Annotated in this window: 21 protein-coding genes and 1 pseudogene; 9 read left to right on the top strand and 13 right to left on the bottom strand. The window is 64.9% G+C overall.

Annotation, left to right across the window (positions count from 1 at the left end; genetic code table 11):
• Positions 1-58 precede the first annotated feature (58 nt).
• The 3 genes and pseudogenes from AC50X5_RS05020 to AC50X5_RS05030 form a co-directional block, all read left to right on the top strand.
• Positions 59-1,174: pseudogene (locus tag AC50X5_RS05020) on the top strand (acetylxylan esterase); the annotation flags it as partial.
• Positions 1,175-1,192: 18 nt separating this feature from the next.
• Positions 1,193-3,196: a DUF6807 family protein gene (locus AC50X5_RS05025; protein ID WP_494975233.1), complete on the top strand. Its 2,004-nt coding sequence runs from the start codon at positions 1,193-1,195 to the stop codon at positions 3,194-3,196.
• Positions 3,193-4,314 carry a M24 family metallopeptidase gene (locus AC50X5_RS05030; RefSeq protein WP_494974980.1) on the top strand — a complete coding sequence of 374 codons (1,122 nt, stop codon included), beginning with the start codon at positions 3,193-3,195 and terminating at the stop codon, positions 4,312-4,314. The genes AC50X5_RS05025 and AC50X5_RS05030 overlap by 4 nt, the downstream gene beginning before the upstream one ends.
• Positions 4,315-4,423: 109 nt before the next feature.
• Here the strand turns inward: AC50X5_RS05030 and AC50X5_RS05035 are convergent, their stop codons facing one another.
• Genes AC50X5_RS05035 through AC50X5_RS05055 form a run of 5 tightly spaced genes read right to left on the bottom strand, consistent with a single transcriptional unit; the run spans position 4,424 to position 10,356 of the window.
• Positions 4,424-5,875: an aldehyde dehydrogenase (NADP(+)) gene (locus tag AC50X5_RS05035; protein WP_494974981.1), complete on the bottom strand. Its 1,452-nt coding sequence runs from the start codon at positions 5,873-5,875 to the stop codon at positions 4,424-4,426.
• Between the two features lie 14 nt (positions 5,876-5,889).
• Positions 5,890-7,008: a mandelate racemase/muconate lactonizing enzyme family protein gene (locus AC50X5_RS05040; RefSeq protein ID WP_494974982.1), complete on the bottom strand. Its 1,119-nt coding sequence runs from the start codon at positions 7,006-7,008 to the stop codon at positions 5,890-5,892.
• On the bottom strand, positions 7,008-7,913 hold the full coding sequence (locus AC50X5_RS05045) for a 5-dehydro-4-deoxyglucarate dehydratase (protein ID WP_494974983.1): 906 nt from the start codon (positions 7,911-7,913) through the stop codon (positions 7,008-7,010). The genes AC50X5_RS05040 and AC50X5_RS05045 overlap by 1 nt, the downstream gene beginning before the upstream one ends.
• The gene (locus tag AC50X5_RS05050) at positions 7,910-8,878 is read right to left on the bottom strand and encodes an NAD-dependent epimerase/dehydratase family protein (protein WP_494974984.1); all 969 of its coding nucleotides are present in this window, start codon (positions 8,876-8,878) and stop codon (positions 7,910-7,912) included. The genes AC50X5_RS05045 and AC50X5_RS05050 overlap by 4 nt, the downstream gene beginning before the upstream one ends.
• Positions 8,879-8,904: 26 nt before the next feature.
• On the bottom strand, positions 8,905-10,356 hold the full coding sequence (locus tag AC50X5_RS05055; RefSeq protein WP_494974985.1) for a Gfo/Idh/MocA family oxidoreductase: 1,452 nt from the start codon (positions 10,354-10,356) through the stop codon (positions 8,905-8,907).
• A 257-nt stretch (positions 10,357-10,613) separates the two neighbouring features.
• Between AC50X5_RS05055 and AC50X5_RS05060 the strand changes: the two genes are divergently transcribed.
• Entirely contained in the window at positions 10,614-11,627 is a 1,014-nt protein-coding gene (locus AC50X5_RS05060; protein WP_494974986.1) for a LacI family DNA-binding transcriptional regulator, read from the top strand.
• A gap of 72 nt (positions 11,628-11,699) precedes the next feature.
• Here the strand turns inward: AC50X5_RS05060 and AC50X5_RS05065 are convergent, their stop codons facing one another.
• On the bottom strand, positions 11,700-12,449 hold the full coding sequence (locus AC50X5_RS05065; RefSeq protein WP_494974987.1) for a FadR/GntR family transcriptional regulator: 750 nt from the start codon (positions 12,447-12,449) through the stop codon (positions 11,700-11,702).
• A 138-nt stretch (positions 12,450-12,587) separates the two neighbouring features.
• On the opposite strand from AC50X5_RS05065, the gene AC50X5_RS05070 reads away from it, so the two are divergent.
• Entirely contained in the window at positions 12,588-13,934 is a 1,347-nt protein-coding gene (locus AC50X5_RS05070) for an alpha-hydroxy acid oxidase (RefSeq protein WP_494974988.1), read from the top strand.
• 110 nt (positions 13,935-14,044) lie between these two features.
• Here AC50X5_RS05070 and AC50X5_RS05075 read toward each other — a convergent pair whose 3' ends face one another.
• Positions 14,045-14,536, bottom strand: a complete 492-nt coding sequence (locus AC50X5_RS05075) for an ArsR/SmtB family transcription factor (RefSeq protein ID WP_494974989.1) — start codon at positions 14,534-14,536, stop codon at positions 14,045-14,047.
• A 51-nt stretch (positions 14,537-14,587) separates the two neighbouring features.
• Positions 14,588-14,848, bottom strand: a complete 261-nt coding sequence (locus AC50X5_RS05080; RefSeq protein WP_493986043.1) for a hypothetical protein — start codon at positions 14,846-14,848, stop codon at positions 14,588-14,590.
• A 233-nt stretch (positions 14,849-15,081) separates the two neighbouring features.
• Here AC50X5_RS05080 and AC50X5_RS05085 point away from each other — a divergent pair, with 233 nt between their 5' ends.
• Together AC50X5_RS05085 and AC50X5_RS05090 are read left to right on the top strand one after the other, a co-directional pair.
• On the top strand, positions 15,082-15,687 hold the full coding sequence (locus AC50X5_RS05085; RefSeq protein WP_494974990.1) for a flavodoxin family protein: 606 nt from the start codon (positions 15,082-15,084) through the stop codon (positions 15,685-15,687).
• A gap of 2 nt (positions 15,688-15,689) precedes the next feature.
• Entirely contained in the window at positions 15,690-16,013 is a 324-nt protein-coding gene (locus tag AC50X5_RS05090; RefSeq protein ID WP_494974991.1) for a hypothetical protein, read from the top strand.
• A 35-nt stretch (positions 16,014-16,048) separates the two neighbouring features.
• On the opposite strand, the gene AC50X5_RS05095 is transcribed toward AC50X5_RS05090, so the two are convergent.
• Positions 16,049-17,260, bottom strand: coding sequence for an acetoin utilization protein AcuC (locus tag AC50X5_RS05095; RefSeq protein ID WP_494974992.1), 1,212 nt, complete (start codon positions 17,258-17,260; stop codon positions 16,049-16,051).
• 99 nt (positions 17,261-17,359) lie between these two features.
• Between AC50X5_RS05095 and AC50X5_RS05100 the strand changes: the two genes are divergently transcribed.
• Positions 17,360-18,793, top strand: a complete 1,434-nt coding sequence (locus tag AC50X5_RS05100; RefSeq protein WP_494974993.1) for a TrkH family potassium uptake protein — start codon at positions 17,360-17,362, stop codon at positions 18,791-18,793.
• A complete protein-coding gene (locus tag AC50X5_RS05105; protein WP_494974994.1) occupies positions 18,786-19,472 on the top strand; it encodes a potassium channel family protein in 687 nt (228 codons plus the stop codon). Before AC50X5_RS05100 ends, AC50X5_RS05105 begins: the two co-directional genes overlap by 8 nt.
• 13 nt (positions 19,473-19,485) lie before the next feature.
• On the opposite strand, the gene proC is transcribed toward AC50X5_RS05105, so the two are convergent.
• The 4 genes from proC to AC50X5_RS05125 all read right to left on the bottom strand — a co-directional run bounded on the left by proC (position 19,486) and on the right by AC50X5_RS05125 (position 22,960).
• Positions 19,486-20,319 (bottom strand): pyrroline-5-carboxylate reductase, encoded by an 834-nt coding sequence (gene proC, locus AC50X5_RS05110; protein WP_494974995.1) that lies wholly within the window; start codon positions 20,317-20,319, stop codon positions 19,486-19,488.
• Positions 20,320-20,565: 246 nt separating this feature from the next.
• A complete protein-coding gene (locus tag AC50X5_RS05115) occupies positions 20,566-21,408 on the bottom strand; it encodes a sugar phosphate isomerase/epimerase family protein (protein WP_494975234.1) in 843 nt (280 codons plus the stop codon).
• 34 nt (positions 21,409-21,442) lie between these two features.
• On the bottom strand, positions 21,443-22,450 hold the full coding sequence (locus tag AC50X5_RS05120) for a Ppx/GppA phosphatase family protein (protein WP_494974996.1): 1,008 nt from the start codon (positions 22,448-22,450) through the stop codon (positions 21,443-21,445).
• Between the two features lie 81 nt (positions 22,451-22,531).
• Positions 22,532-22,960: an SseB family protein gene (locus AC50X5_RS05125; RefSeq protein ID WP_494974997.1), complete on the bottom strand. Its 429-nt coding sequence runs from the start codon at positions 22,958-22,960 to the stop codon at positions 22,532-22,534.
• Positions 22,961-22,996 lie beyond the last annotated feature (36 nt).

The raw sequence follows: 22,996 nt of genomic DNA on the forward strand, positions 1-22,996 counted from the left end.
GTACCTTTGAATCCCGTTGACCTTTGGGCATCGTCCCTTTTGAACAGTAGGCAGGCCAGTGAGCACCAACACCCCGCCGGTACGGCCCAGTGCCATCGCCGGCCATGACGATTGGCCTGCCTACGTTCAGGCGCACCCCCGCTACCAGGCTGCCCATCCGGCAGCACAGGAACTCGCTGATGCGCTGGGGGTCCCTGGCGTTCCCGCCACCCCTGAAGTGACGGTCCACTGGGAGGAAACGCACGACGGCGTCACCACCTCCCAGCTCAGCTGGCAGTTGGGGTTCGGGCGGCCAACCACCGGTTGGCTCATCCGTCCGGCCGGAAGTAAAGGGCCGCTGCCGGGCGTGCTGGCCCTGCACTGCCACGGCGGCAATAAGTTTGACGGCGCGGAACGGCTGGTGGAACTGCCCGCCTCACACCCTTTGGCCGAGGCGTCGAAGGCCGGCTACTACGACGGCCGGGCTCTCGCCACGGAGATTGCCCGCAGTGGCTTCGCTGTCCTGGCCCACGACACCTTCGCCTGGGGCAGCCGCCGCTTCGACCTTGACACCCCGCCGTGGCGGACAGCCTCGGCACTCGAGGCGAAGGAAGCGCAATGGCGGCAGGACGGCGTCGTGCCTTCCGAAGCTGAACGTTACAACGCCGCCGCAGCCATCCACGAGGACACCGTGGCCAAGGCTGCCGGGCTGCTGGGCACCAGCCTGGCCGGCACGGTTGCGCATGACGACCTGGCAGCCTTGGAGATCCTGGCTGCACTTCCCGACGTCGACGAAAACCGGCTGGGCTGCATAGGATTTTCCGGCGGTGGAGGCCGGGCAGTGGCCTTGGCGGCACTCAGCCCACGGATCCGCAGCTACGTGGTGACGTGCATGATGACCACATTCCAGTCCCTGCTGCCCGCTCACCTGGATGCGCACTCCTGGCTTCTGCAGACTCCCGGGCTGTGGAAGCTGGGCGACTGGCCAGAGTTGACCGGGCGCTCTTCGGCTGAAGGTTTCCTGGTGCAGTACGCCCTGGCCGACCAGCTGTTTCCGGAATCCGGTATGCGCGACGCCCACAGCAAACTCGAAGCGCTGCATCCGGACGGCTACACGGGAAGTTTCTGGTCCGGCGGCCATGCGTTTACTGTCGAGATGCAGAACGAGGCCATCGGTTTCCTTGCCTCCCGGCTGGGCCGTCCCCCGGTCAGAATGCGGCGGCCCCGTGTTGTCCTGGTGGGCGTGCATGGTTTTGGCGAGCGACACCTGGCCAACCTGGCCCGGCTCGAGGCCGCCGGGACGCTTCAACTGGTGGCTGTGGCAGATCCCAACCCTCCCGAGGCCGGCAGGCTTGCCGATTCCGTCGAGGTCTTCAGCGACCTCGACCAGCTCCTGGCCTCCGGCGCGGCGGCCGATGTTGTCATTCTTGCCACCCCCATCCAGACCCACGCGCCCTTGGCCTTGAAAGCCCTGGCCGCCGGGGCCGACGTGTATGTGGAAAAGCCGCCGGTGGCCTCTATGGCCCAGTTCCAGGAAGTGCTCGACGCAGCCACGGGCGCCGGCCGCCTGGTCCAGGTGGGCTTCCAAAGCCTGGGATCTGAGGCCCTTCCTGCCATCCGAAATCTTGTGGCCGACGGTGGAATCGGGGTTGTCCTGGGCCTCAGTGCCAAGGGCCAGTGGCTCCGGACTACCGGCTACTTCAAACGCTCAGCCTGGGCGGGAAAACGCAGCCTGAACGGGGTGGACGTAGTGGACGGCGTTGGCACCAACGCGCTGGCCCACGCCGTCGCCACAGGGCTGGCTATGGCGGGCGCCCGCACTGTTGCAGACGTTGCTTCCGTGGAAACGGACCTCTACCGCGCCCACCCGACAGAGAGCGATGACACCTCGGTGCTACGGGTCCGCACAACTGCAGGCCAGACCTTGCTTTGTGCCCTGACCCTGTGCGCGCCGGAGCAGCAGAAGCCCACGGTCACCGTCCACGGAACGCGGGGCGAGATCACGCTCTTCTATACGGAAGACGAGGTGCTCATCACCACTCCCGACGGCGAGCGCCGGGAAAAATTCGGCCGCAAGGATCTTTTGGAGAACCTGTTGGAGGCCCGGTCCGACGGCACGCCGCTGCTGAGTTCGTTGGCCGCCAGTGGGGCCTTCACCAGCGTCCTCGAAGCCATCCGCACCGCCCCGGCGCCGCGGCAGATCCCCGCCGAGCACCTTACGTGGGAGGGCGAGGGAGACGATGCCCATGCTGTTGTCCACGGTGTCAGTGCGCTGATCGAACGGGCTGCTAAGGCGCAGGCCACTTTCGCGGAACTCGGCATTCCCTGGGCCCGGTCCCTGCCACCGGTCTCCACCCTGACCATCAATGGGCATCCCGTCGCGGATTATCAGGACGGCAGCCGTATCCGCGCCGTCTCCTCGCCCCGGCCCTACCTGCACCCGGTCCGTACCCTGGCCGGCACCATCGTCACGGACCACCAGCCGCTGGACCACGTGTGGCACCTCGGCGTCGGCGTGGCCCTGCAGGATGTAGACGGCGTCAACTTCTGGGGCGGCCGCACCTACACCAGGGAAGCCGGACAGTACGTGTGGCGACCGGACCACGGCAGCATCCACCGCACCGGTGTGTCTCAGTCCGGCCCCGGCCTGCTTAGCGAATCCCTCTCCTGGAACGGGCCTGACGGCGGGCCCATCCTTACCGAGGAACGCACCTGGGAGTTGGCGGAAGTAAGCCCCTCCGCCTGGCGCTTGACACTTGACTTTGCGCTCTCTCCCGCCGGAACGGACCCGGTCAGCCTGGGCAGTCCCGGCTCCAACGGGCGCCACGAAGGCGGTTACGGTGGCTTCTTCTGGCGGCTCCCCGCGTGCGACGGCACCACCGTCTGGACACCGGACGGCTTAGGTGAGTCAGCAGTGCATGGCAGCGTCACCCCCTGGCTTGCCTGGTCCGGAAAGTTTGAGTCAGCAAAGCGCGACGGCGCCACCTCACCTGGCAACGCGACACTCGTCTTTGTTGCGGCTGAGGGGTCCACGGACCCCTGGTTCGTGCGGGTGGAGGGATATCCGGGCGTGGGGCAGTCGCTGGCGTGGGACACACCCGTCATCGCACAACCCGGCTCCCCGGTCCGCCGCAGCGTCACCGTTTTCGTCGCCGACGGCATCCTGGGCACGGCAGACATTGAAGAACTGATAAACCACCAGAAGGGCCGTTCATGAGCCAGAGCACCGCCGGAGCAGCAAGCCGCACGGCAGAAGATACACGGAACCTGCTGTACGGGGCGGCCCCCGCAGACCGGGAGGTCAAACGGCAGCGGGTCCTGGGCGTTCTCGACGCCGCCGGCCGGGACTCCGTACTGCTGACCAGCAACACGGCGCTGACCTGGTACCTGGACGGCAGCCGCGTCCACATCAGCCTCGCAGGGGACCCCATCGCAGCCGTCCTGGTGGACCGGCAGGGCGATCACCTGGTGACCTTCAACAATGAGGCCGAGCGGATCGCTGCCGAGGAACTTCCTCCGAATGTGACGCTGCACAGCGTGCCCTGGTACGGGGACCTGCACAAGGCAGCCGCCGTGATCGGCACGTCGGCACCCATGGCGGAGGCCGACGTCGTCAATGAACTCCGTGCCGCACGCCAGCAACTGCTCCCGGGAGAGAGAGCCCGCTACGCGCAGCTGAGTACCGAGGTCGCGGAAATGATGACCGATGTATTGTCACTGGCCACGCCGGCCACCACCGAGTTTGGGCTGATGTCCCAGCTGGCCGGCCGCGTGGTTGCTGCAGGGGCGGAGCCGCTGGTGCTGCTGTGCAACGGCAGTTCCCGGAGCGCATTCCGGCACCCGCTCGCCACGCACACTCCCCTGGGCCGTCGCGCCATGGCCGTTGTATGTGCCCGGCGGGGCGGACTCATTGTCAATATCACCCGCTGGGTGCGGTTCGACGCCTCCACCCCCCAGGAGCTCGACGCGGAAGCCAGGATTGCCGCCGTCGAGGCCGATATATTTGATGCCACCGTTCCCGGTGCCGGCCTGGACCGGATCTTCGGCGAAATCAAGGGCGCGTACACGCGGCATGGGTTCGGCCCCGAACAGTGGCAACAGCACCATCAGGGCGGTCCCGCGGGCTACGCCGGCCGCGATCCGCGCGTGACGGCCTCTTCCACCGACCGCGTGGTACTGAATCAGGCGTTCACCTGGAACCCGTCCGGTCCCGGCGTGAAGATCGAGGACACGGTTCAGCTCAGCGAATCCGGGCTGAAAGTGCTGACTGTGGATCCCCGATGGCCCGTCACTACCGTGAATGGAATAGCGCGCCCGGCTACCTTGCAGCTCTAGGTCGGGGCGGGGCGCGGCGCACGGGACTACGCACGCAAAAATCCCCGGCATATGGAGAAATCCCTGGCGTGTGCGCCGGGGATTTCTCCGTATGCCGGGGATCTCCCGTTTACGGAAGTACCAGCTCGCCGTCCACACGGCGGGGAATACCCAGCGGGTTGCTTTCCCGCAGTGCCGGGTGCAGGACTGCTTCTGGTGCGTCCTGGAACGCAACCGGGCGCTGGAACCGGCGGACCGCCGTCGCTCCTACCGAGGTGAACAGGGAGGTGGTGGCCGGGTACGGGCCGCCGTGCTGCTGGGCCCAGCCCACGGCCACGCCGGTGGGCCAGCTGTTGAACAACACGCGGCCGGCCAGCTCGGACACCTGGTCGACCAGCGCGGCAACATCTTCGTCCGGCTGGGCATGCACAGTAGCGGTGAGGCTGCCCGGAACCTTGGCCAGGACTGCAGAGAGTTCCTCAGGACCGGAGTACTCAATCAGCAGCGTGGTGGGGCCGAAGCACTCTTCCAGCAACTCGGCGGGCCGTTCCAGCACGTTGGCCGCCGAGGTGGAGAACACCACCGGCGCCGCTCCGTTTGACGCCGCATCCTGGTCAACGGTGCCACTGACTATGGTGACGTCCGGGACGCCGGCAAAGCTGCGCAGGCCCTCGGGGTACGCCTCGGCGATCCGGCTGGTCAGCATGCCCGCTGCCGGCTTGTCCTTGGCGGCTTCGGCCACCTTCGACGCGAAGTCCGTTCCGGCGGGAATGAACACCAGGCCCGGCTTGGTGCAGAACTGCCCGGCGCCCAGCGTGAACGACGCAGCAAGCCCGGCAGCGAGCTGCTCTGAACGCTCAGCCAAGGCAGGGGCCGTGATGACCACGGGATTCAGGCTGCCCAGTTCACCGTAGAACGGGATGGGTTCGGGCCTGGACGTGGCCAGGTTGAACAGCGCCCGGCCGCCGGGAATGGAGCCGGTGAAGCCCACAGCTTTGATGGCGGGATCCTGGACCAGCGCGGTGCCCACTTCGCGGCCGCTGACCAGGGCGAAAATGCCCTCCGGAGCGCCGGCGGAGCGCAGTGCTTCGGTAACCAGTTCGGCGGTCCGTTCCGAGAGGCGGACGTGACCGGAGTGCGCCTTGACGATCACCGGGCAGCCCACGGCGAGGGCAGAGGCGGTATCTCCACCGGCTACCGAGAAGGCGAACGGAAAGTTCGAGGCCGAGAACACGGCAACGGGGCCGATGGGCCGCAAAACCCTGCGAAGGTCCGGCTTGGGAGGCGTGGCGTTCGGATCGGCGTGATCAATGACGGCTTCAAGGTAGGAGCCTTCGGTGATGACCTGCGCGAAAAGCCGCAACTGCCCGGTAGTCCGCGCCACCTCGCCGGTCAGCCGGGTTGCGCCCAGGCTGGTCTCCGAATCGGCAATCTCTACGAGTTCGGCTGCATTGGCATCCAGCGCATCAGCGACGGCGGTCAGCCAGCCAGCCCGTTCGGCGTCGGAAGCTGCACCTGAAATCTTTGCCGCCTCAGTGGCGGCAGCGGTGAGCTCTGACAAGGAAAGAGTTGCAGTAGTCACTTGGGTTACCTGTTCTATGAGTCTGGATTACTGGAAGCAAAGCGGAAGCCGAGCCCCGGCTGGTGGGCCAGGGTCACGCGGCTGTTGCTGAACCTGACCGGCGCCGGGCCGGCCAGGATGCCCAGCTGCTCAAAGGATGCGTCCTCCACATCCTCCACCAGGGTGGGCTCCGCGAGGGTCAGTGCCAGCTGTCCGGAAAGCTCGGGCAGCAGGTGGGGCATCGCCCGGATGCTGTTGGTGCGGGCCAGTTCCACGATCCGGCGGAACGGGGTGATGCCGCCCACCCGGATGATGTTGGGCTGAATGATGTCTACCGCTTCCGCCTCAATGAAATCACGGAAGCGGTAAATGGTGTGCAGGTTTTCGCCCAGCGCGATGGGTACCGGCGAATGCTTGCGCAACCGCCGGTAGGCCCACAGGTCATCGGCCCGGATGGGCTCCTCAAGCCACTCCAGCCCGAAGCCGGCCAGCACGTCCAGCGCGCGGAACGTGGTAGGCAGGTCCCAGCGCTGGTTGGCGTCGATCATCAGCTTGCGGTCGGGCCCCAGCACGGAGCGGACGGCGGCCACGCGTTCTGCGTCTTCGCGGATGTCCGGCTTGCCTACCTTGATCTTGACGGCGTTGTGCCCGGCAGCAACCCAGCGCTCGGTCTGGGCGACCAGTTCTTCAAGGGTGTAGTGCAGGTTCACGCCCGAACCGTAGACCTCGGCGGATTGCTGCCGCTGGCCCAGGAGCCCCGTCACGGAGGTACCCGCATTCCGCGCCTGTAAATCCCAGAGGGCAAGGTCCACGCCGGCCATTGCGATGGTGGTCAGTCCCCCGCCGCCTGCCTCATGGAGCCGCTTCCACAGAACGTCCCACACGGTTTCCGGCTGAGCCGGGAGACCGGCAATGAAAGGTGCGACGTCGTAATCGAGGAGGGCCTTGACCGCTTGGGGTCCGATGGTGGGAGTCCAGGAGAATCCGTGTCCCACTCCGCCGTCGTCCGTTTGGATTTCGGTGACGATGACGTGGTTTTCCGGCGCTTCGACACCCCAGCTGCGGCGCAGCGGCACAGTGATCAGCCGCGTTGAAAGCCCCGTGATGCGCGGTACCGTGCGGAGGGCCTGCGCTTCGGCGACCGGAGCGCCCATCAGCGGCCGGCCAGCTCGTAGCCTTTGGCGAGGATGGCCTTCAGCTCCACCAGTTGGTCCTCGGTGGGGTCAACCAGCGGCGGCCGGACCGGACCCACCGGCAAACCTGCCAGGCGCAGGCCGGCTTTGATCAACGAGACCCCGAAACCAGGAGTCTGGTCACGAAGCCGGACCAACGGAGCGTAGAAGCCTTCCAGCAGTGCATTGCGGCGCTCTTCGTCCCCGGATTCGTAGGCATCGTAGTAGGCCTTGGCGATCTCCGGGGCCATGGCAAAGGCTGCCGAGGAGTACAGCGGGATGCCCAGGCCGCGGTAAGCGCCCTGGGTCAGCTCGGCAGTGAGCAGGCCGTTAAAGAACGCGAAGTCCTCGCGGCCCGTGGCGCGGACGGCGGAGACAATCTCCTGCGCCAGGCCGACGTCGCCCAACCCGTCCTTGAAGCCGATCACCTTGGGGTTGGCGGCAAGCTGCGCCATGGATGCAGCGGTGAACTTTGCGTTACCGCGGTGGTACACGATCACGGGGAGGCTGCTGGCATTGGCTACTGCTTCGATGTACGCCACCAGCCCCTCGGTGGGGCCGGTCACCAGGTACGGCGGCAGGACCAGCAGTGCGTCGGCGCCGGCCGCCTCTGCAGCACGGGCGGCAGCAATGGCATGGCCCAGCGGTCCACCGGCACCGGCAACCACCGGAACCTTTCCGGCCACAACCTCGACGGCGGCCGTCACCACCGTGCTGACCTCCTCGATACTTAGCGCATGGAACTCGCCGGTACCGCAGGCGGGGAACACGCCACCGGGACCGTAGGGAAGCCGGGCAGCGATGTGCTCCTTGAGCAGATCAACGTCGACTGTGCCTTCGGGAGTGAACGGGGTGACGGGGAAGAACAGTACGCCGTCGAATTTCATGGTGTCTCCTTGACTGCGGATCCGGCACCGGCTGCTGCCAGCATGGAGGGTTCCGGCTCTTTGAGGCTGGGTTTAAGTTCGGTGCGCCAAGTACGCTTCGGCTGCCAGCCAAGGAGTTCCTGGGCTTTGGCGATGGAGAAGGCCGGGCTTGTTCCGGTGAGTCCGGCACTGATGGAGTCGCTGCCGGGCAGGTATACGGGCATCAGCTCGGCAAGGGGTGCCGTGGCCAACGCATCCGCGGCCCCCACGAAAAACGTCTCGCCGTTGGGGATGGAGTCCATTTTCTGCAGCAGGACGTCCAGGAAGTCGGCTACGTCCCGGGCATCAACATAGTTGAACAGCGCCGGAGCGGACAGTGCCGGATCGGCGAGCCGCTCAGCAACCGTGTGGCCTTGCTGGGTATTGGCGCCTTCCCATTCCTCAGGCGAAATCACGTAGCAGGGCCGGAAGGCCGCATAACGGATTTTGTCACCCTGCGCGGCCGCGAACATCTGTACGGTCTGTTCGGCAATCAGTTTGGACAGCGCGTAGGCGTTCCACGGTTTGGGAGTGGTGCGTTCGTCCAGCGGGAACGAATCCGGCAGCCAGCCCGCAGGTGCGCCGTAGCCCAGGACGGTGGGGCTGCTGGCCGTGATGATCTTGCCGACGCCCAGTTCCGTTGCCGCACTGACTACCGCATACGCGAGCCTTGTGTTCGTGGCAAAGATGACATCCTCAGGCGCACTGAAGGGGACGGCGATCGCGGCCAGGTGAATGACGGCGTCGGGAGCGGTTTCCCGGAGGAGACGCAGGGCCTCGCCGGGGGCCAGAAGGTCACCGGTTTCCTGGATCACGCCTGCCGGCAGCTGGTCCTCCGCAAGGGCATCCCGGTCCACGGAGATTACCTGGTGTCCCGCTTCAGCCAGCCCGGCCACTACGCTGCGGCCCAGTCGGCCGGAGCCTCCGGTTACAAAAATCCTGCTCATGTTGATCCTTAGGTTTTCGGAGGCGTCTAGGCGCCGCGGCGGAGGTCGACGCCGAGGTCCAGGTCCTCAACCCGGACCGGCAGCGAGGTCTCCAGCGAACGGTTGCCGGCGATGCCCACGGACACCGAACGCAGTCCGTCCAGGTACCCCGAGGGACGGCCCAGGGGATCCTCGCCAGGTCCGTTGAAGAGGTCGGACAACAGGAGTTCATCGCCGCCGCCATGGCTGCCTGCACCGTTGATGATCGGCACCTCGTAGGCAGGCTCCCAGTGCCGCTGAACCACCAGGCGCTCACCGTTGCGCCGGATCGCGTCGTCTTCTTCAATGGGGGTGGCGCTCGGGTCAACCACGTTCTTCTTGTCGCCGCTGCCGACGACGGCGGCACGCTCCACAACCTCAAGCTCGGCGCGGCCCTCGGTACCGTTGACGGCAACGCGATAGCCCTCCCAGGGGCTGTGGGCGTTCAGCGAGTAGCTCAGGCGCGGGCCTCCCTGGTACTCCACCACCAGGGCAAGGTTGTCCTCAATGGTGATGCCCGAAGTGAAAACGTCCTGGTCGCGGCGGTAGCCGTCGTAATGTTCGTTGTCCAGAAACAGGGCCTTGAGCCGCTCGTCCTCGCGCATGTCCAGGGTGAAGGGATCCGGGTTGGCGGGAGCACCGGCGTCAGGGGTCCCACGTTCCGGACGGGGGCCAAGTCCCCGCTCGGCAGCGTTCTTGTCACCATAGAACTTGAGGCCGCCGGAGGCGAACACGCGCTCCGGGACGTCGTCGATCCACCAGTTGACCAGGTCGAAGTGGTGGGAGGCCTTGTGGATCAGCAGGCCACCGGAGTTCTTCTTCTCACGGTGCCAGCGGCGGAAGTAGTCTGCGCCGTGGACGGTGTCCAGGACCCAGCTGAAGTCGATTGAGGTGACCTTGCCGATCACACCGCTCTGGATGATTTCCTTGAGGGCGCTGTTGCGCGGCGAGTAGCGGTAGTTGAACGTGACCACCACGTTGCGGCCGGTTTCGTGGACGGCTTTGGTGATCCGCCGGCACCCTTCGGCATCGATGGTCAGGGGCTTTTCCACCACGACGTCGGCGCCGGCCTCGAGTGCTTCAACAATGTAGTCCGCGTGGGTGTAGTCAGGGGTGGTCACCACAACTCGATCGATGTTGTTTTCCTGGATGAAGGCGGTGAGGTCCGCAGGGTCGAACGAGGCAACGGGACCGGAAGCGCCCAGCTCCTGGATCAGCTGCTGGTAGAACTCCACGCGGCCCGGGTTCACGTCCGAGAAAGCGATGAGTTCCGCGGTGTCCGAGTGCTTGCCCAGGATGGCACGGATGTACATCTCCGAGCGGCCGCCGGTGCCTATCAGGGCGATCCGGGCTTTTCCTGTGTCTGCGTTGGCTGTTGTTCCGTTGCTGGTGCTAAGGGCAGTGCTGATGCCTGCGGCGGTGCCGGCAGCAGCCGAACCCGACTCGACTACGTTGACCATGAGGGGGTCCCTTTCGAAAGCTGAATACTCTGGAAACGCGCTACACCGGAAAGGTGCCAGAAAGCGGTTTCTCAGTCCGTTATTAGATTTGTATCAACAGAAGTAGAGTTCCGTCAACCATTATCCCTTCTGGGAGAAAGCGTTTTCTGGCGAGATCCGTGAAGCGTTATATGCTTTGACTCATGACGCCGCCCGCCCGAAGGGCGGAAACTGCTGCCGGCAGCAGCGTGGCGCGGGTGGCATAGGAGGGTTCGAGAATGGCTAGGAAATCGGCCACGGGCAGGATCGGCATTGCAGATGTTGCCGTCAAAGCCGGGGTTTCGCATGCCACGGTTTCCCGTGTGATGAACGGTAACTTCACCGTGGATCCGGATATCGCGGCCCGCGTTCGGGCCGCGGCACTTGAGCTGAAGTACCAGCCCAACCCCGTGGGACGCAGCCTTGCCCTTGGCAAGACGGACACCATCGGCATCGTGGTACCGGACCTCGCCAACCCCACCTTCCAGGCCATCCTCCGGGGCCTCAGCCGGGCGGCGGCCCAGGACGGCTACCGCGTGCTGATCGCCGACTCCTTCGAAGTCTCCAGTGAAGAATCCATCCTGGCAGGCGAGGCCAGGCGGCGCTGCGACGGCCTGGTGCTGTGCGCTCCTCGCATGAGCGATGCCGAACTGGAGGAGATTGTTCCTTCGCTGCACCCGCTGGTCCTCATCAACCGCACCACCAGCGCCAAGGGCGTTCCCAGCCTTGTGGTGGATTACGGCCAGGGCGTCCAGGACCTTGCCGAACACCTGGCCGGCCTGGGCCACACCCGCCTCGCATTCCTGGCCGGCCCACCGCGCAGTGCCTCCAACGCCCTCCGCCTCAAGGGCCTGGAAGCGTTCAAGGCAGGCCACCCTGACGTTGACGTCCGGATGCTTGAGGGCGGCTCGGACTTCGACACCGGCCATGAGGCCGTGGACGCAGTCCTGGACAGCGGCGCCACTGGAATCCTGGCGTTCAACGACCTCGTGGCCATGGGCCTGATGAGCGGCCTTCACGAGCGCGGCCTGGACGTGCCCGGTGACATCTCCGTCACCGGTTTCGACGATATCCCCTTCGCCAAATACACCACACCCGGACTGACCACGGCCGCCGTTCCCATCACGGAACTTGGCCAGGAGGCATGGGAGCAGTTGCGGGCACTCATCCGCAAGGAATCTTCCGACACCCCCGGCAGCCGCTACCAGCCCCGTCTTGAGGTCCGCGCAAGCAGCGGGCCTGCCAAGAAGTAGCGTCGGGTCCCGCGGGCCGGCACTTGGCCGCAGGCCCGGTTCCCCCGCCGCCGCGGACTTCCTCGACATCAATCAAACTACATGCGGCTGCTTCACGCCGGCTTCGCGGTAGTAGCCCTCGATGTGCGCTACCACCAGCTCGGCCGCCCGGCCGCCGTCATTGTTCCGGATAGCGGCGAGAATCCCGCGGTGTTCCGCGCGCAGGCGCGACGCCGTCGCGTCCCAGTCCGGCAGGTTCGCCGTCAGCCGCGCTGCGTAGCCCTGGATGGCTTCCCGGAGCGAGCCCATCATGGCACTGACCACCGCGTTGCCGGCGGCGTCTGCCAGGGCAAGGTGGAAGCGGACATCCAAAGCCAGGAATTCTTCCACTGAGGCACCAGCGGGCGTGGAGCCGGGATTACCCGGTCCGGTGCCAAGTCCGGAAGGTCCGACGGCGTCCATTTCGTCCAGAAGCGCGGCGGCGGCGTCCAGCTGCGGGGCGTCGGGACGGACATGGGCTGCTGCCCAGGATTCCAGCAGGACGCGGGTTTCCACAATGTCCGACACCGGCAGATGCTGCGTGGCAACGTGCAGCCGGAGCGCGGAGCCCAGGGCCGCCGTCGGATCCGAAATCACAACGGTTCCAGCCTCGGGACCGGAACCAACGCCTGCGCGGACCACACCCAGCGCCTCAAGGATCCGAATGGCCTCACGGACGGAAGTGCGCGACACCTTCAGCTGTTCGGCGAGGGTCCGCTCCGCCGGGAGGCGTCCACCCACGGTCAGCAGGCCATCGGAGAGTTGGTTCTCGATCCACTGCAGGACAAGCTGGTGCGTACGCATGCTGACATCATAGTTGATGTGGTCAGACCACATCCCTTAGAGTGTGGTTAGACCACAGCGCCTCGACCCAGTGCTTAGACGAAAAGCTTTGTCACAGTCAAAGCACTTCAGCCGTCCGGCGAACCAACGGAGGAAGCCATGACCCACACGATCCAGCCAAGCAACCCGGAAATCACTCCCGCACCGGATGAGGCAAACGTGCCCGCCGCAGAAACCCGGACACAGCCCGCAGCGGCTTCTGCCACAACGTCCGTCCCCGCAGCGCTCAAGCGCCGCATCCCCAAGTACTCGGACCTGGCACCGCTGATGCAGTTCAAAAAGCCAGAGTTCAGCAAGGAAGCCCGGCTCAAGCGGGCCAGCACCATCTGGGAACTGCGCGACATTGCCAAGCGCCGCACCCCGCAGGCTCCCTTCGATTACACCGATGGCGCGGCTGAAGAGGAAATCACCCTCCGCCGGGCGCGCAACGCGTTCCTGGACATCGAATTCCGCCCCGGCATCCTGCGCAACGTCTCCAGCATCGACCTCAGCACTGACATCCTGGGTAAGTCTTCCCGGCTGCCCGTAGGCATCGCGCCTACCGGCTTCACCCGCATGATGCAATCAGAAGGCGAATATGCCGGCTCCCAGGCTGCCGAAGCGGCCGGTATCCCGTACACCCTGTCCACCATGGGCACCGCCTCCATCGAGGATGTCGCCGCGGCAGCCCCCAACGGCCGCAACTGGTTCCAGCTGTACCTGTGGACAGACCGCGACCGCTCGCTGGAGCTCATCGAACGCGCAGCCCAGGCCGGCAACGACACGCTCATGGTCACGGTGGACACCGCCGTCGCCGGCGCCCGTCTCCGTGACGTACGCAACGGCATGACCATCCCGCCGGCACTGACCATCAAGACCGTGCTGGACGCTTCGTACCGTCCCGCCTGGTGGTTCAACTTCCTCACCCACGAGCCGCTCACCTTTGCCTCACTGTCCCGATACACCGGAACAGTGGCCGACCTGATCAACTCGATGTTTGATCCCACCCTTACCTTCGATGACCTCGACTGGCTGCGTGAAACCTGGAAGGGCAAGCTGGTGGTCAAGGGCATCCAGACCGTTGAGGACGCCCGCCGCGTGGTTGATCACGGCGCAGACGGCATTGTCCTGTCCAACCACGGCGGCCGTCAGCTGGACCGGGCACCCATTCCCTTCCACCTGCTGCCGGAGGTAAAGGACGCGTTCACCAAGACCAACACCGACGCCGCCATCATCCTCGACACCGGCATCATGAGCGGCGCGGACATCGTAGCCGCACTCGCTTTGGGCGCGGACTTCACCCTTATCGGCCGGGCATACCTGTACGGACTGATGGCCGGCGGCCGTGCCGGTGTGGACCGTGCGCTGCAGATTCTGGAGAAGGACATGGCCCGCACTATGGCGCTCCTGGGCGTCAGCACCATCTCCGAGCTGACTCCGGACCACGTGCGCCTGCTGAACAAGTAGGCCTTCCGACGCTGATCGGGCCCCTGTAGATCGAGCCTGTCGAAACCCCTGTTCCGACAGGCTCGATCCGTTAAGCTCCATCAACGCCGGGCAGGGCAGTCATTTGGCGGCTATTTTTTGCGGCCGAACTTGGGCAGGTTGGCCAGGAGATCCGCAGCCTTCGTGGCGGCACGTCCCACGGTGCGGCCGATCTGCTGGGGAACAGTGTCGTCCGCAGCAGCTTGCGGGCCACCGGCCAGAACGACGGCGGGGCTCAGTTCCGCGTTCTCGCGCGCCAGCACATCGGCCGGCTCAGCCGGCGCCATACCTGTGCCGGTCAAGGCGCCTGCAAAGCCTGGGGCAGTGACGTGAAAACCGGCCAACCACTCTGCCACGCCTTCGAGCGGCTCGGTATTGAGGGTGTAATAGCGCTTCTGGCCCTGGGCACGCATACTCACCAGCTCCGCTTCGCGCAGCACCTTCAGGTGCTTGGAAATCGTCGGTTGGCTCGCTGCCAGTTCAGCCACCAGCTCCCCGACAGCTTTATCTCCCGAGCGCAGCGCAACAAGGATGTCCCGCCGGGTAGCTTCCGCAATGACGGCAAATACATCGTCTGTCACCATGGACTCCACCCTAACGACATATACGTCAAAAGGCATCCTTCTTTCGGAAGGCTAGACCAGGTCCGGGGCGCTGGAAATGATGTAATCGGCCGCTGCCGGCCCCTTCATTCCCACGTGGTTGTCCCCCGGGTTAATGCGGTGGGCCTTAAGCGCTTTCCACAGGGCCTCGGGGGCTTGCGGTTCTTCCTTGTTCAGCAGACACCAGCTCGTGTAGAGCCCGTAAAGCTCGTCAGAGTCCAGACCGGCTTCAGTGTCCCGGTCTTCATCGATAGCCTGCGCGAGAAAAACCTCGAAGTGGGGGTGACTCATCATGGCTCTCTTTCATCAACACAACCACAGGCATCACTCTTCGGCCCGCCTGCGCACATGCTGGCAATCTACACGATGAACCCTGCCGCTGCGAGCCACTCTCGCGAGCAGGGGAATAACGATGAATTGCTGATCTCACGGGGTATGCCTGGCAATACCGGGAATGACGACGCATCCTGATCTATAAGACTCATTACTACTAATGGGCTTAGAGGCGAAACCGAAGAGGATGAACTATGACTGATCTGACTGCAATTGCCCTGACATGTTCGCTCACTCCCTCACCGGAGCCATCCAGCAGCGAACTGCTGGGCGCGCACGTGCTCGATGAACTGCGTAAACACGAGGTCGCTGTTTCGTCGCTGCGGGTGGTCGACTACAACGTCCTGCCGGGAGTGCAAACGGACATGGGGGCCGGCGACGAGTGGCCGACGATCAGGGAACGTATCCTTGCAGCTGACGTCCTGGTCCTCGCCACGCCCATTTGGATGGGTCATCCCTGCAGCATCGCCCAACGCGTTATTGAGCGGCTCGACGCCGAGCTCTCTGAGACCGACGATCAGGGCAGGCCCATCATGTACGGCAAAGTCGCGATTGTCGCCGTCGTCGGCAACGAAGACGGGGCCCACAAGGTCAACGCCGACATGCAGCAGGCCCTGAACGACGTCGGCTTCACCATCCCCGCCCAAGGCGGGACCTATTGGGTGGGCGAGGCCATGCACACCGTGGATTACAAGGACCTGGACTCAGTTCCGGAGAAGACGGCCACCGCTACCGCAGGGGCTGCCCGCAACGCGGTCCACCTCGCCCGCTTCCTCAAAACGGATCAGTATCCGGCGTGAACATGCCCCCTTCACCAACAGGCAAGGCTCCCCGCCGGCAGCAGCTCACGGCCTGGGCGCACCGGCACCGGATGGCAACGGGTTTGGCCGGAGCGGCCGTTGCCGCGGGCATGACTGCGGTGTGGCTGGTGGTGGTACCTGAGAAAGCCAGTCAAACCGCCGGCCTTCAGGAGCTTTCCATCCGTTGGGGGCACCCTCTCTGCTGGGCCTTCCTCACCATCGCCGGTGTCATGTTCGCGCTGGGAGCACCCAAACGGCCTCGTGACCTTGTCTGCTATGCCGCAGCTGGTTGCTACGCGGCCTTCCTGGCCGGGATGGTGCTCTGACGAGTCCACAGCAGCCGCCGATGTGGGTCCGGGTTTCAGTCGAACCAGGGGTCCAGGCCGTAAAAGGGGAAAACGGCCTTCCGGGTGGCCATCACCGTGCGGTCCACGGCGTCGTTCGGGTCGAAGCCCACTTCCCAGGAGCGCCACCACAGCTCGACGTCGTCGCCCATCAAAGCAGGGGTTTCGGTTCCGAACTTGTCGTGGACGTAGCTGCGCCAGTCCTCAGGCACCGGAGTGTTCAGTGGTACCGGCCGTCCCGCCGCTATGGCAACAAGGTGGCTCCAGGACCTGGGTACTACTCCGGTGATGTTGTATCCGCCGCCACCCGTGGCAATCCAGCGGCCTTCACAATGGCGCTCCGCCAGTTGCCCGATCGCGGTCACAGCCTCGCGCTGGCCGTCCACGCTGATATTCAGGTGGGTCAGCGGGTCAAGCCGGTGGGAATCACATCCGTGCTGGCTGACGATCACTTCCGGCCCGAAGGCGGCAACGAGCTGGGGCACGACGGCGTGGAAGGCCCTAAGCCAGCCGGCGTCGCCTGTGCCGGCCGGCAGGGAGATGTTGACCGCGCTTCCCTCGGCCCCGGACCCGCCGGTCTCGTTGGCAAAACCTGTCCCGGGAAACAGCGTGAGCCCGGATTCGTGCATGGAGATCGTCAGGACGCGGGGATCGTCCCAGAAAATGCTCTCTGTGCCGTCGCCGTGGTGTGCGTCGACGTCGATATAGGCAACGCGGGTAACCCCGCCGTCGAGCAGCCGTTGGATGGCCAGCGCGGAGTCGTTGTAAATGCAGAAGCCGCTTGCCTTTCCACGGGCTGCGTGATGCATGCCGCCGGCAAAGTTCACCGCGTGCAAGGCACTGCCATCGAGGATCGCGGACGCCGCCAGGAGCGAACCTCCGGCCAGCCGTGCAGCGGCCTGGTGCATACCCTCGAACGCCGGATCATCCTCGGTGCCCAACCCGTGATCTTCGTCGGGAACCGAGGGATCGGCGCTGACTCTGCGGACGGCGTCAACAAATTCGCCGGTATGGACTGTCTTGAGTTCGACGTCGGTGGCCACCTCGGGCGCCTCTACCCGGACGTGTTCCAGGTCCAGCAGGCCGAGACTCCCGGCCAGGCGGATGGTCAGGTCCAGCCGCACCGGGGACATGGGATGACCCTGGCCGAAGTTATAGGCGGTCAGCGACGGGTCCCACACCACCGTCGTCGGTGGAGTCGGTTTGTTGAGCCCTGGCAGGAAAGTCATCAGGGACAGGCTACCCGAGCTGAAGCCCGCAAGCCCGGCCGGGCCCGTGTTTTAGTGGTTTACTACTGGAGGAACAGTTTCTACCGAGGAAAACCACACATGACGGATCGCCAGTCGACGCCCCGGAGCCTGGCCCGCTGGCACCCCGCCGAAGCAGCGCGGGACGGCCTCGGTATTTTTCCACGGCTGCGGAACTTCATCGACGACATCGCCAACACATCACCCGCACGCCTCGCCCTCACGGCATTCGCCGTTGTCGTGCTGCTTTTTACCGGCCTGCTCTCGCTGCCGGCGGCGTCAGCTGAAGGTACCGCCACTCCCCTGCACCAGGCCTTGTTCACGGCAGTGTCTGCCGTTTGTGTGACCGGACTGACTGTGGTCAATACTGCGGTCCACTGGTCCTTTTTCGGGCAGTTGGTCATCCTGGTCGGCGTCTTCGTGGGCGGCCTGGGAACCTTGACCCTGGCTTCCCTCCTGGCCCTGATGGTGAGCAAGCGGCTGGGCGTCCGGGGCAAGATTATTGCCGCGCAATCCATGAACACCGCCGGCCGCCTGGGCGAGGTTGGTACTCTCCTTCGGATTGTCATTACCACTTCGGTAGTCATTGAGGCCGTCCTGGCCCTGGTGCTGATTCCCCGCTTCCTCATGCTGGGCGAGACCTTCTGGCGGGCCGTCTGGCATGGATTTTTCTATGCGATCTCAGCCTTCAACAACGCCGGTTTCACGGCCCACCCTGACGGCATCATCCCGTTTGAGAATGATCTCTGGATCCTGGTTCCCCTCATGGTTGGCGTGTTCCTGGGAAGTCTGGGATTCCCTGTGGTGATGGTCCTCCAGCAAAACGGCTTGAACTGGAAGAGATGGAACCTCCACACCAAGCTGACCATCGAGGTATCGCTTATTCTTTTTGCCGCCGGCAGCCTTCTGTGGGCGGTGATGGAGTGGGACAACGCCAGGACCATCGGTGGCCTGACCCTGGGCGATAAACTGCTCCACTCCGTATTTGCATCGGTTAACCTCCGGTCCGGCGGCTTCAATCTGGTGGACCAGAACCACATCGAATCGACCACCATGCTCTTGAGTGACGCCCTGATGTTTGCCGGTGGCGGCTCGGCGTCCACGGCCGGCGGCATCAAAGTCACCACCATCGCCATCATGTTCCTGGCCATCGCAGCCGAGGCCCGAGGTGACGCGGACGTCAAGGTCCACGGGCGCACCATTCCCCAGGGTGCCATGCGCGTGGCCATCTCCGTGATCGTCGCCGGCGCTACGCTGGTGTCCGTGGGCTCTTTCCTTCTGCTATCCATCACCGGTGAGTCGCTGGACAGGGTGCTGTTTGAAGCGATTTCCGCCTTCGCCACCTGCGGCCTCAGCACCGGCCTCAGCGCCGAGGCCCCGCCCGCAGGAGCGTATGTCCTGGCAGCGCTGATGTTCATGGGGCGCGTCGGCACTGTCACGCTCGCGGCCGCCCTGGCCCTGCGCCAGCGCAGCCAACTATTCAGTTATCCCGAAGAGAGGCCCATCATTGGCTAGTCCATCAGGCGCAATCAACCGGCCCGCCCACAACGCCCCCGTCCTGGTGATCGGCCTGGGACGGTTCGGTTCGGCCACGGCAGAACAGCTGGTAAAGCAGGGCCGCGAGGTACTGGCCATCGAGCGCGACCGTTCCCTGGTGCAGAAGTGGTCTTCGCTGCTCACTCACGTGGTGGAAGCGGACGCCACCAATATCGATGCCCTGCGCCAGCTGGGCGCCCAGGAGTTCAGTTCAGCGGTGGTGGGCGTCGGCACGTCCATCGAGTCCTCGGTGCTCATCACCGTGAACCTGGTTGATCTGGGCATCGAGCATCTGTGGGTCAAGGCCATTACGCCGTCGCACGGCAAAATCCTGACTCGGATCGGCGCCAACCACGTGATTTATCCGGAGGCCGACGCAGGCGTCCGTGCCGCGCACCTGGTCTCGGGCAGGATGCTGGACTTTATTGAGTTCGACGACGACTTCGCCATCGTCAAGATGTACCCGCCGAGGGAAACGGTGGGCTTTACCCTGGAGGAATCCAAGGTGCGCAGCAAGTACGGCATCACGATCGTTGGCGTGAAGTCACCGGGCGAAGACTTCACCTACGCCCGGCCCGAGACCAAGGTTTCCGCCCGGGACATGCTGATTGTTTCGGGCCACGTGGACCTGCTGGAGCGCTTCGCCGCCCGCCCGTAGGAGCGTTTGGGGACTAGCCGAGCTGCTTGGTGATTTCCGCTGCCCGGTCTGCTGCGGCCCGGGCCCCGGCGGCGATGATAGCGGGGATTCCGCGCTCGTCGAAGGTGGCAATGGCCCTTTCGGTGGTGCCGTTCGGGCTGGTGACGGCAACCCGCAGTGCGGTGGGATCGGCGCCGGGCTCAGCCAGCATAAAGCCGGCTCCGGCCACTGTTTCGCGGGCGAGCATCACGGAGAGCTCTGGATCCAGGCCCAGTTCAGTGCCGGCCGCTGCCATTGCTTCGGCCAGGTAGAAGGCGTACGCAGGACCGGAGCCGCTGATGGCGGACAGCGCGTCCACCTGCTCTTCGGGGACCTCCACCACGGTGCCCGCGGCAGCTAGGAGGTCCTTGACCCGCTGCAACTGCTCGGGGGTGCAGTGGGTTCCGGGCGAAACCGAAACGACGCCGCGGCCTAGCCTGGCCGGCGTATTGGGCATGGACCGGATGACCGGCTGGCCGGGGGGCAATGCAGCCTCCAACTGCGCAATGGACACAGCTGCCGCAACGCTGACCACAATGGTCGACGGTGACAGCGAACCACTGATTTCCCGCGCCAGATCCGTGATCCCCACAGGTTTCACGCCCAGGATGACCACACCGGATCCGGTAGCTGCCTGCCTGTTGTTCTCCGGTTCCTCGGCCCCGGCGATCGCCATGATGCCGTGGTGGCGATGAGCAAGCTCGTCGGCGCGTTCGGCGCGGCGGACGGTGGCGACGATGTCTGCCGGATCAGTGCCGCCCTCTATCAGCCCGCTCAGAATGGCCTCGTTCATGGACCCACAGCCAAGGAATGCGATTCGGTTGCTCATGATCCCATCATGGCAGTTGACCGCTGCCCATGTGGAATCAGGATTCCCAGCAATCTCTCACTTATACCCAAGGCAATGCACATCTTCGGTGCCTAACGTAGTTAATACCTCATTGAGGGTGCGAGTGATGAGGCAAGCATGGGGATGTTTGCCAGGCACCGGTGGGTTGCAGCAGGTTTTCCCCCATTTTCCTGCAGCGGCCCGCCGGTGCTGACTCATTAAGGGGCGGAACGCGTGAACATGCATTCACGCCGGAGTGCCGGCGTCCAGCGAGGCAGCGCTCAGGGCCAGGTGCTTTCGAGCGAACTCCAACGTTTCCACCAGCATTTCCTCGCGTTCGCCGGCCGCCCGTGCACGCCGGGTGGAGATCTCCGCAACCACCACGCCGTCGAACCCCGACGAAGCCACATACTGCAGCGATTCGGCACATTGCTGGCCGCCACGACCAGGAATCAGGTGTTCGTCCCGTCCGGAACCAGACCCGTCTGTCAGGTGGATGTGCCGGAGCTTGCTGCCCAATGCCTTGATCGATGCCAGGCTGCTGACCCCGGCCGTGGCGGCGTGCGAAAAGTCCCAGGTGACGGCGTCGTAATCCTGGCCCACCGGATCCCAATGCGGCAGGTACGCCTGTCCCTCACGGCCGCGCATCCGCCACGGGTACATGTTTTCGACGGCGATCTGCACCTCGTACATCTCCGCCAACTGCCGCACGCCCGCCGGAAAATTCCCGGCGTAATTGCTCTGCCAGCGGAACGGCGGGTGCACCACAACGGTGTCACAACCCACCTCGCGGGCCATCCGGCATGCCATCTCCACCTTGTTCCATGCCGCGCCCCAGACCTGCTGGGTGAGCAGCAGCGTGGGGGCGTGGATGGAGACGATCGGTTGGTTGTACCGGAGGCTGAGCTGCTTCAGGGCGTTCGGTTGCTGGCTGATGGAGTTGTTGGTCACCATCACTTCGACGCCGTCGAAGCCCAGGTCCTGGGCCACCGCGAAGGCGTCGTGGACACTCAGCGGGTACACAGACGCGCTGGAAAGCGCAACCGGGATCGGCGCGTTCTGATCCGGTGATCCCGGGGTGGGGGCCACTTGGGGGTTGGCCTGCCCGACGTCGGCACCCACTTCAGCCAGCCAGCCCGCCGGCGATGCTGGACAAACTGGCCGTAGCGGGCAGTACGTGCGGGGCAGGGCTAAGGGGCCCGTCAAACACCAGCTGGTCCAGCCTGCGAAGGATCAGGCCTTCGCGGAGGGCCCAGGGGCAGATCCGGATCTTCTTGAGGTTGAACTGCTCCAACGCGGCTTCGGCCACCAGTGCTCCCGCCAGCAATTGTTTGGCCCTGGCCTCGGACACGCCCGGCAGGTACAGCCGGTCCTCCACGTTCATGGCGGAGATCCTCTGGGTCCAGATGCCCAGGTCTGTGGCCCGCAGTTCACGGCGGATGTAAGGGCCGGCTGCGCTGGGGGCGGCGCCGGCGATCCGGGCCAGGGAGCGGAACGTCTTGGACGTGCCGGCGGTCAAGTTGGGCCTGCCCAGGGACTCGAACCGGCGTACGGCGGGCTTGAGGGTGGCGGCGATGTAGCGGCGTAGTTCCTTGACGCTGCGTGCCGTGGGCGGGTCCTCGTCCAGCCAATCCCGGGTGAGCCTGCTGGCGCCCAGGGGAACGGACATGGCCAAGGCCGGAAGCTCGTCCTCGCCGAAGGCCATTTCGAAGGAGCCGCCGCCGATATCCAGGTCCAGGATGGGTCCGGCGCCCCATCCGTACCAGCGCCGGACCGCGAAGAATGTCATGGAGGCTTCGTCGCTGCCGCTGAGCTCCTGGAGGGTGACAGTAGTTTCGTGCTTTACCCGGGCCAGCACTTCGAGGCCGTTGGTGGCTTCCCGGATGGCGGACGTACAGAAGGCCAGCAGGTCCTCAGCCTTGTGCTTGGCCGCAAACTCCCACGCTTCCAGGACAAACTCGATGAGTTCCTGCTGGCCGGCGTCGGTGATATTGCCGTCGCCGTCGAGGTATTGAACCAGCGACAACGGACGTTTGTGGGATGCGAACGCCACCGGTTTGGCACCGGGATGGGCATCCACTAGGAGCAGATGGACAGTGTTGGACCCGATATCGAGGACGCCTAGACGCATGCTGCCATTATTACGGGTCCGCCATTGCCCGGCCTAACCAGGCCATAAGGTGTCGCGGTCCAATAGCACCGCCACTCCTGCCTACTCGGCAGCGTCGTCGTCGGCGCGCTTGAAGTCCCGCTTGATGTTGGCGATGCCTTCGGGGTTTATCTCAAAGCCGAACGCCGCGCCCGGGTTGATCACCATGCCCAGTTCCTCACCGATGTTGGCGATGATCGCGGCGCCCTGGGTGCCCAGGATGTTCGGTGCAGCTTCCAGGTAGGGCTCATCCACCCGGCTGGGGTGCGAGAACACGGCTAGGACGGGATCGCCGTCGGCGTTGCCCAGAATCAATGGCTCCACGTCGGACTCAACGTCCTCAATGCCTGCAGTGCTGAGGATGTAGACCTCGCTGTTGAGGAATGCGAGGATCACATCCACCGGGCTGCCGCCTGGCTGGTCGCCCAGGGCAAGCTTCTCCTCAAGCTCGTTCAGGGGCGCGGAATCGATGTGTGCTGGCTGTTCAGTCATGCATCTACACGATCACGTTGCGCTGCCCGGCGCAAT

The sequence above is a fragment of the Pseudarthrobacter sp. MDT1-40-2 genome (genome assembly GCF_059383595.1).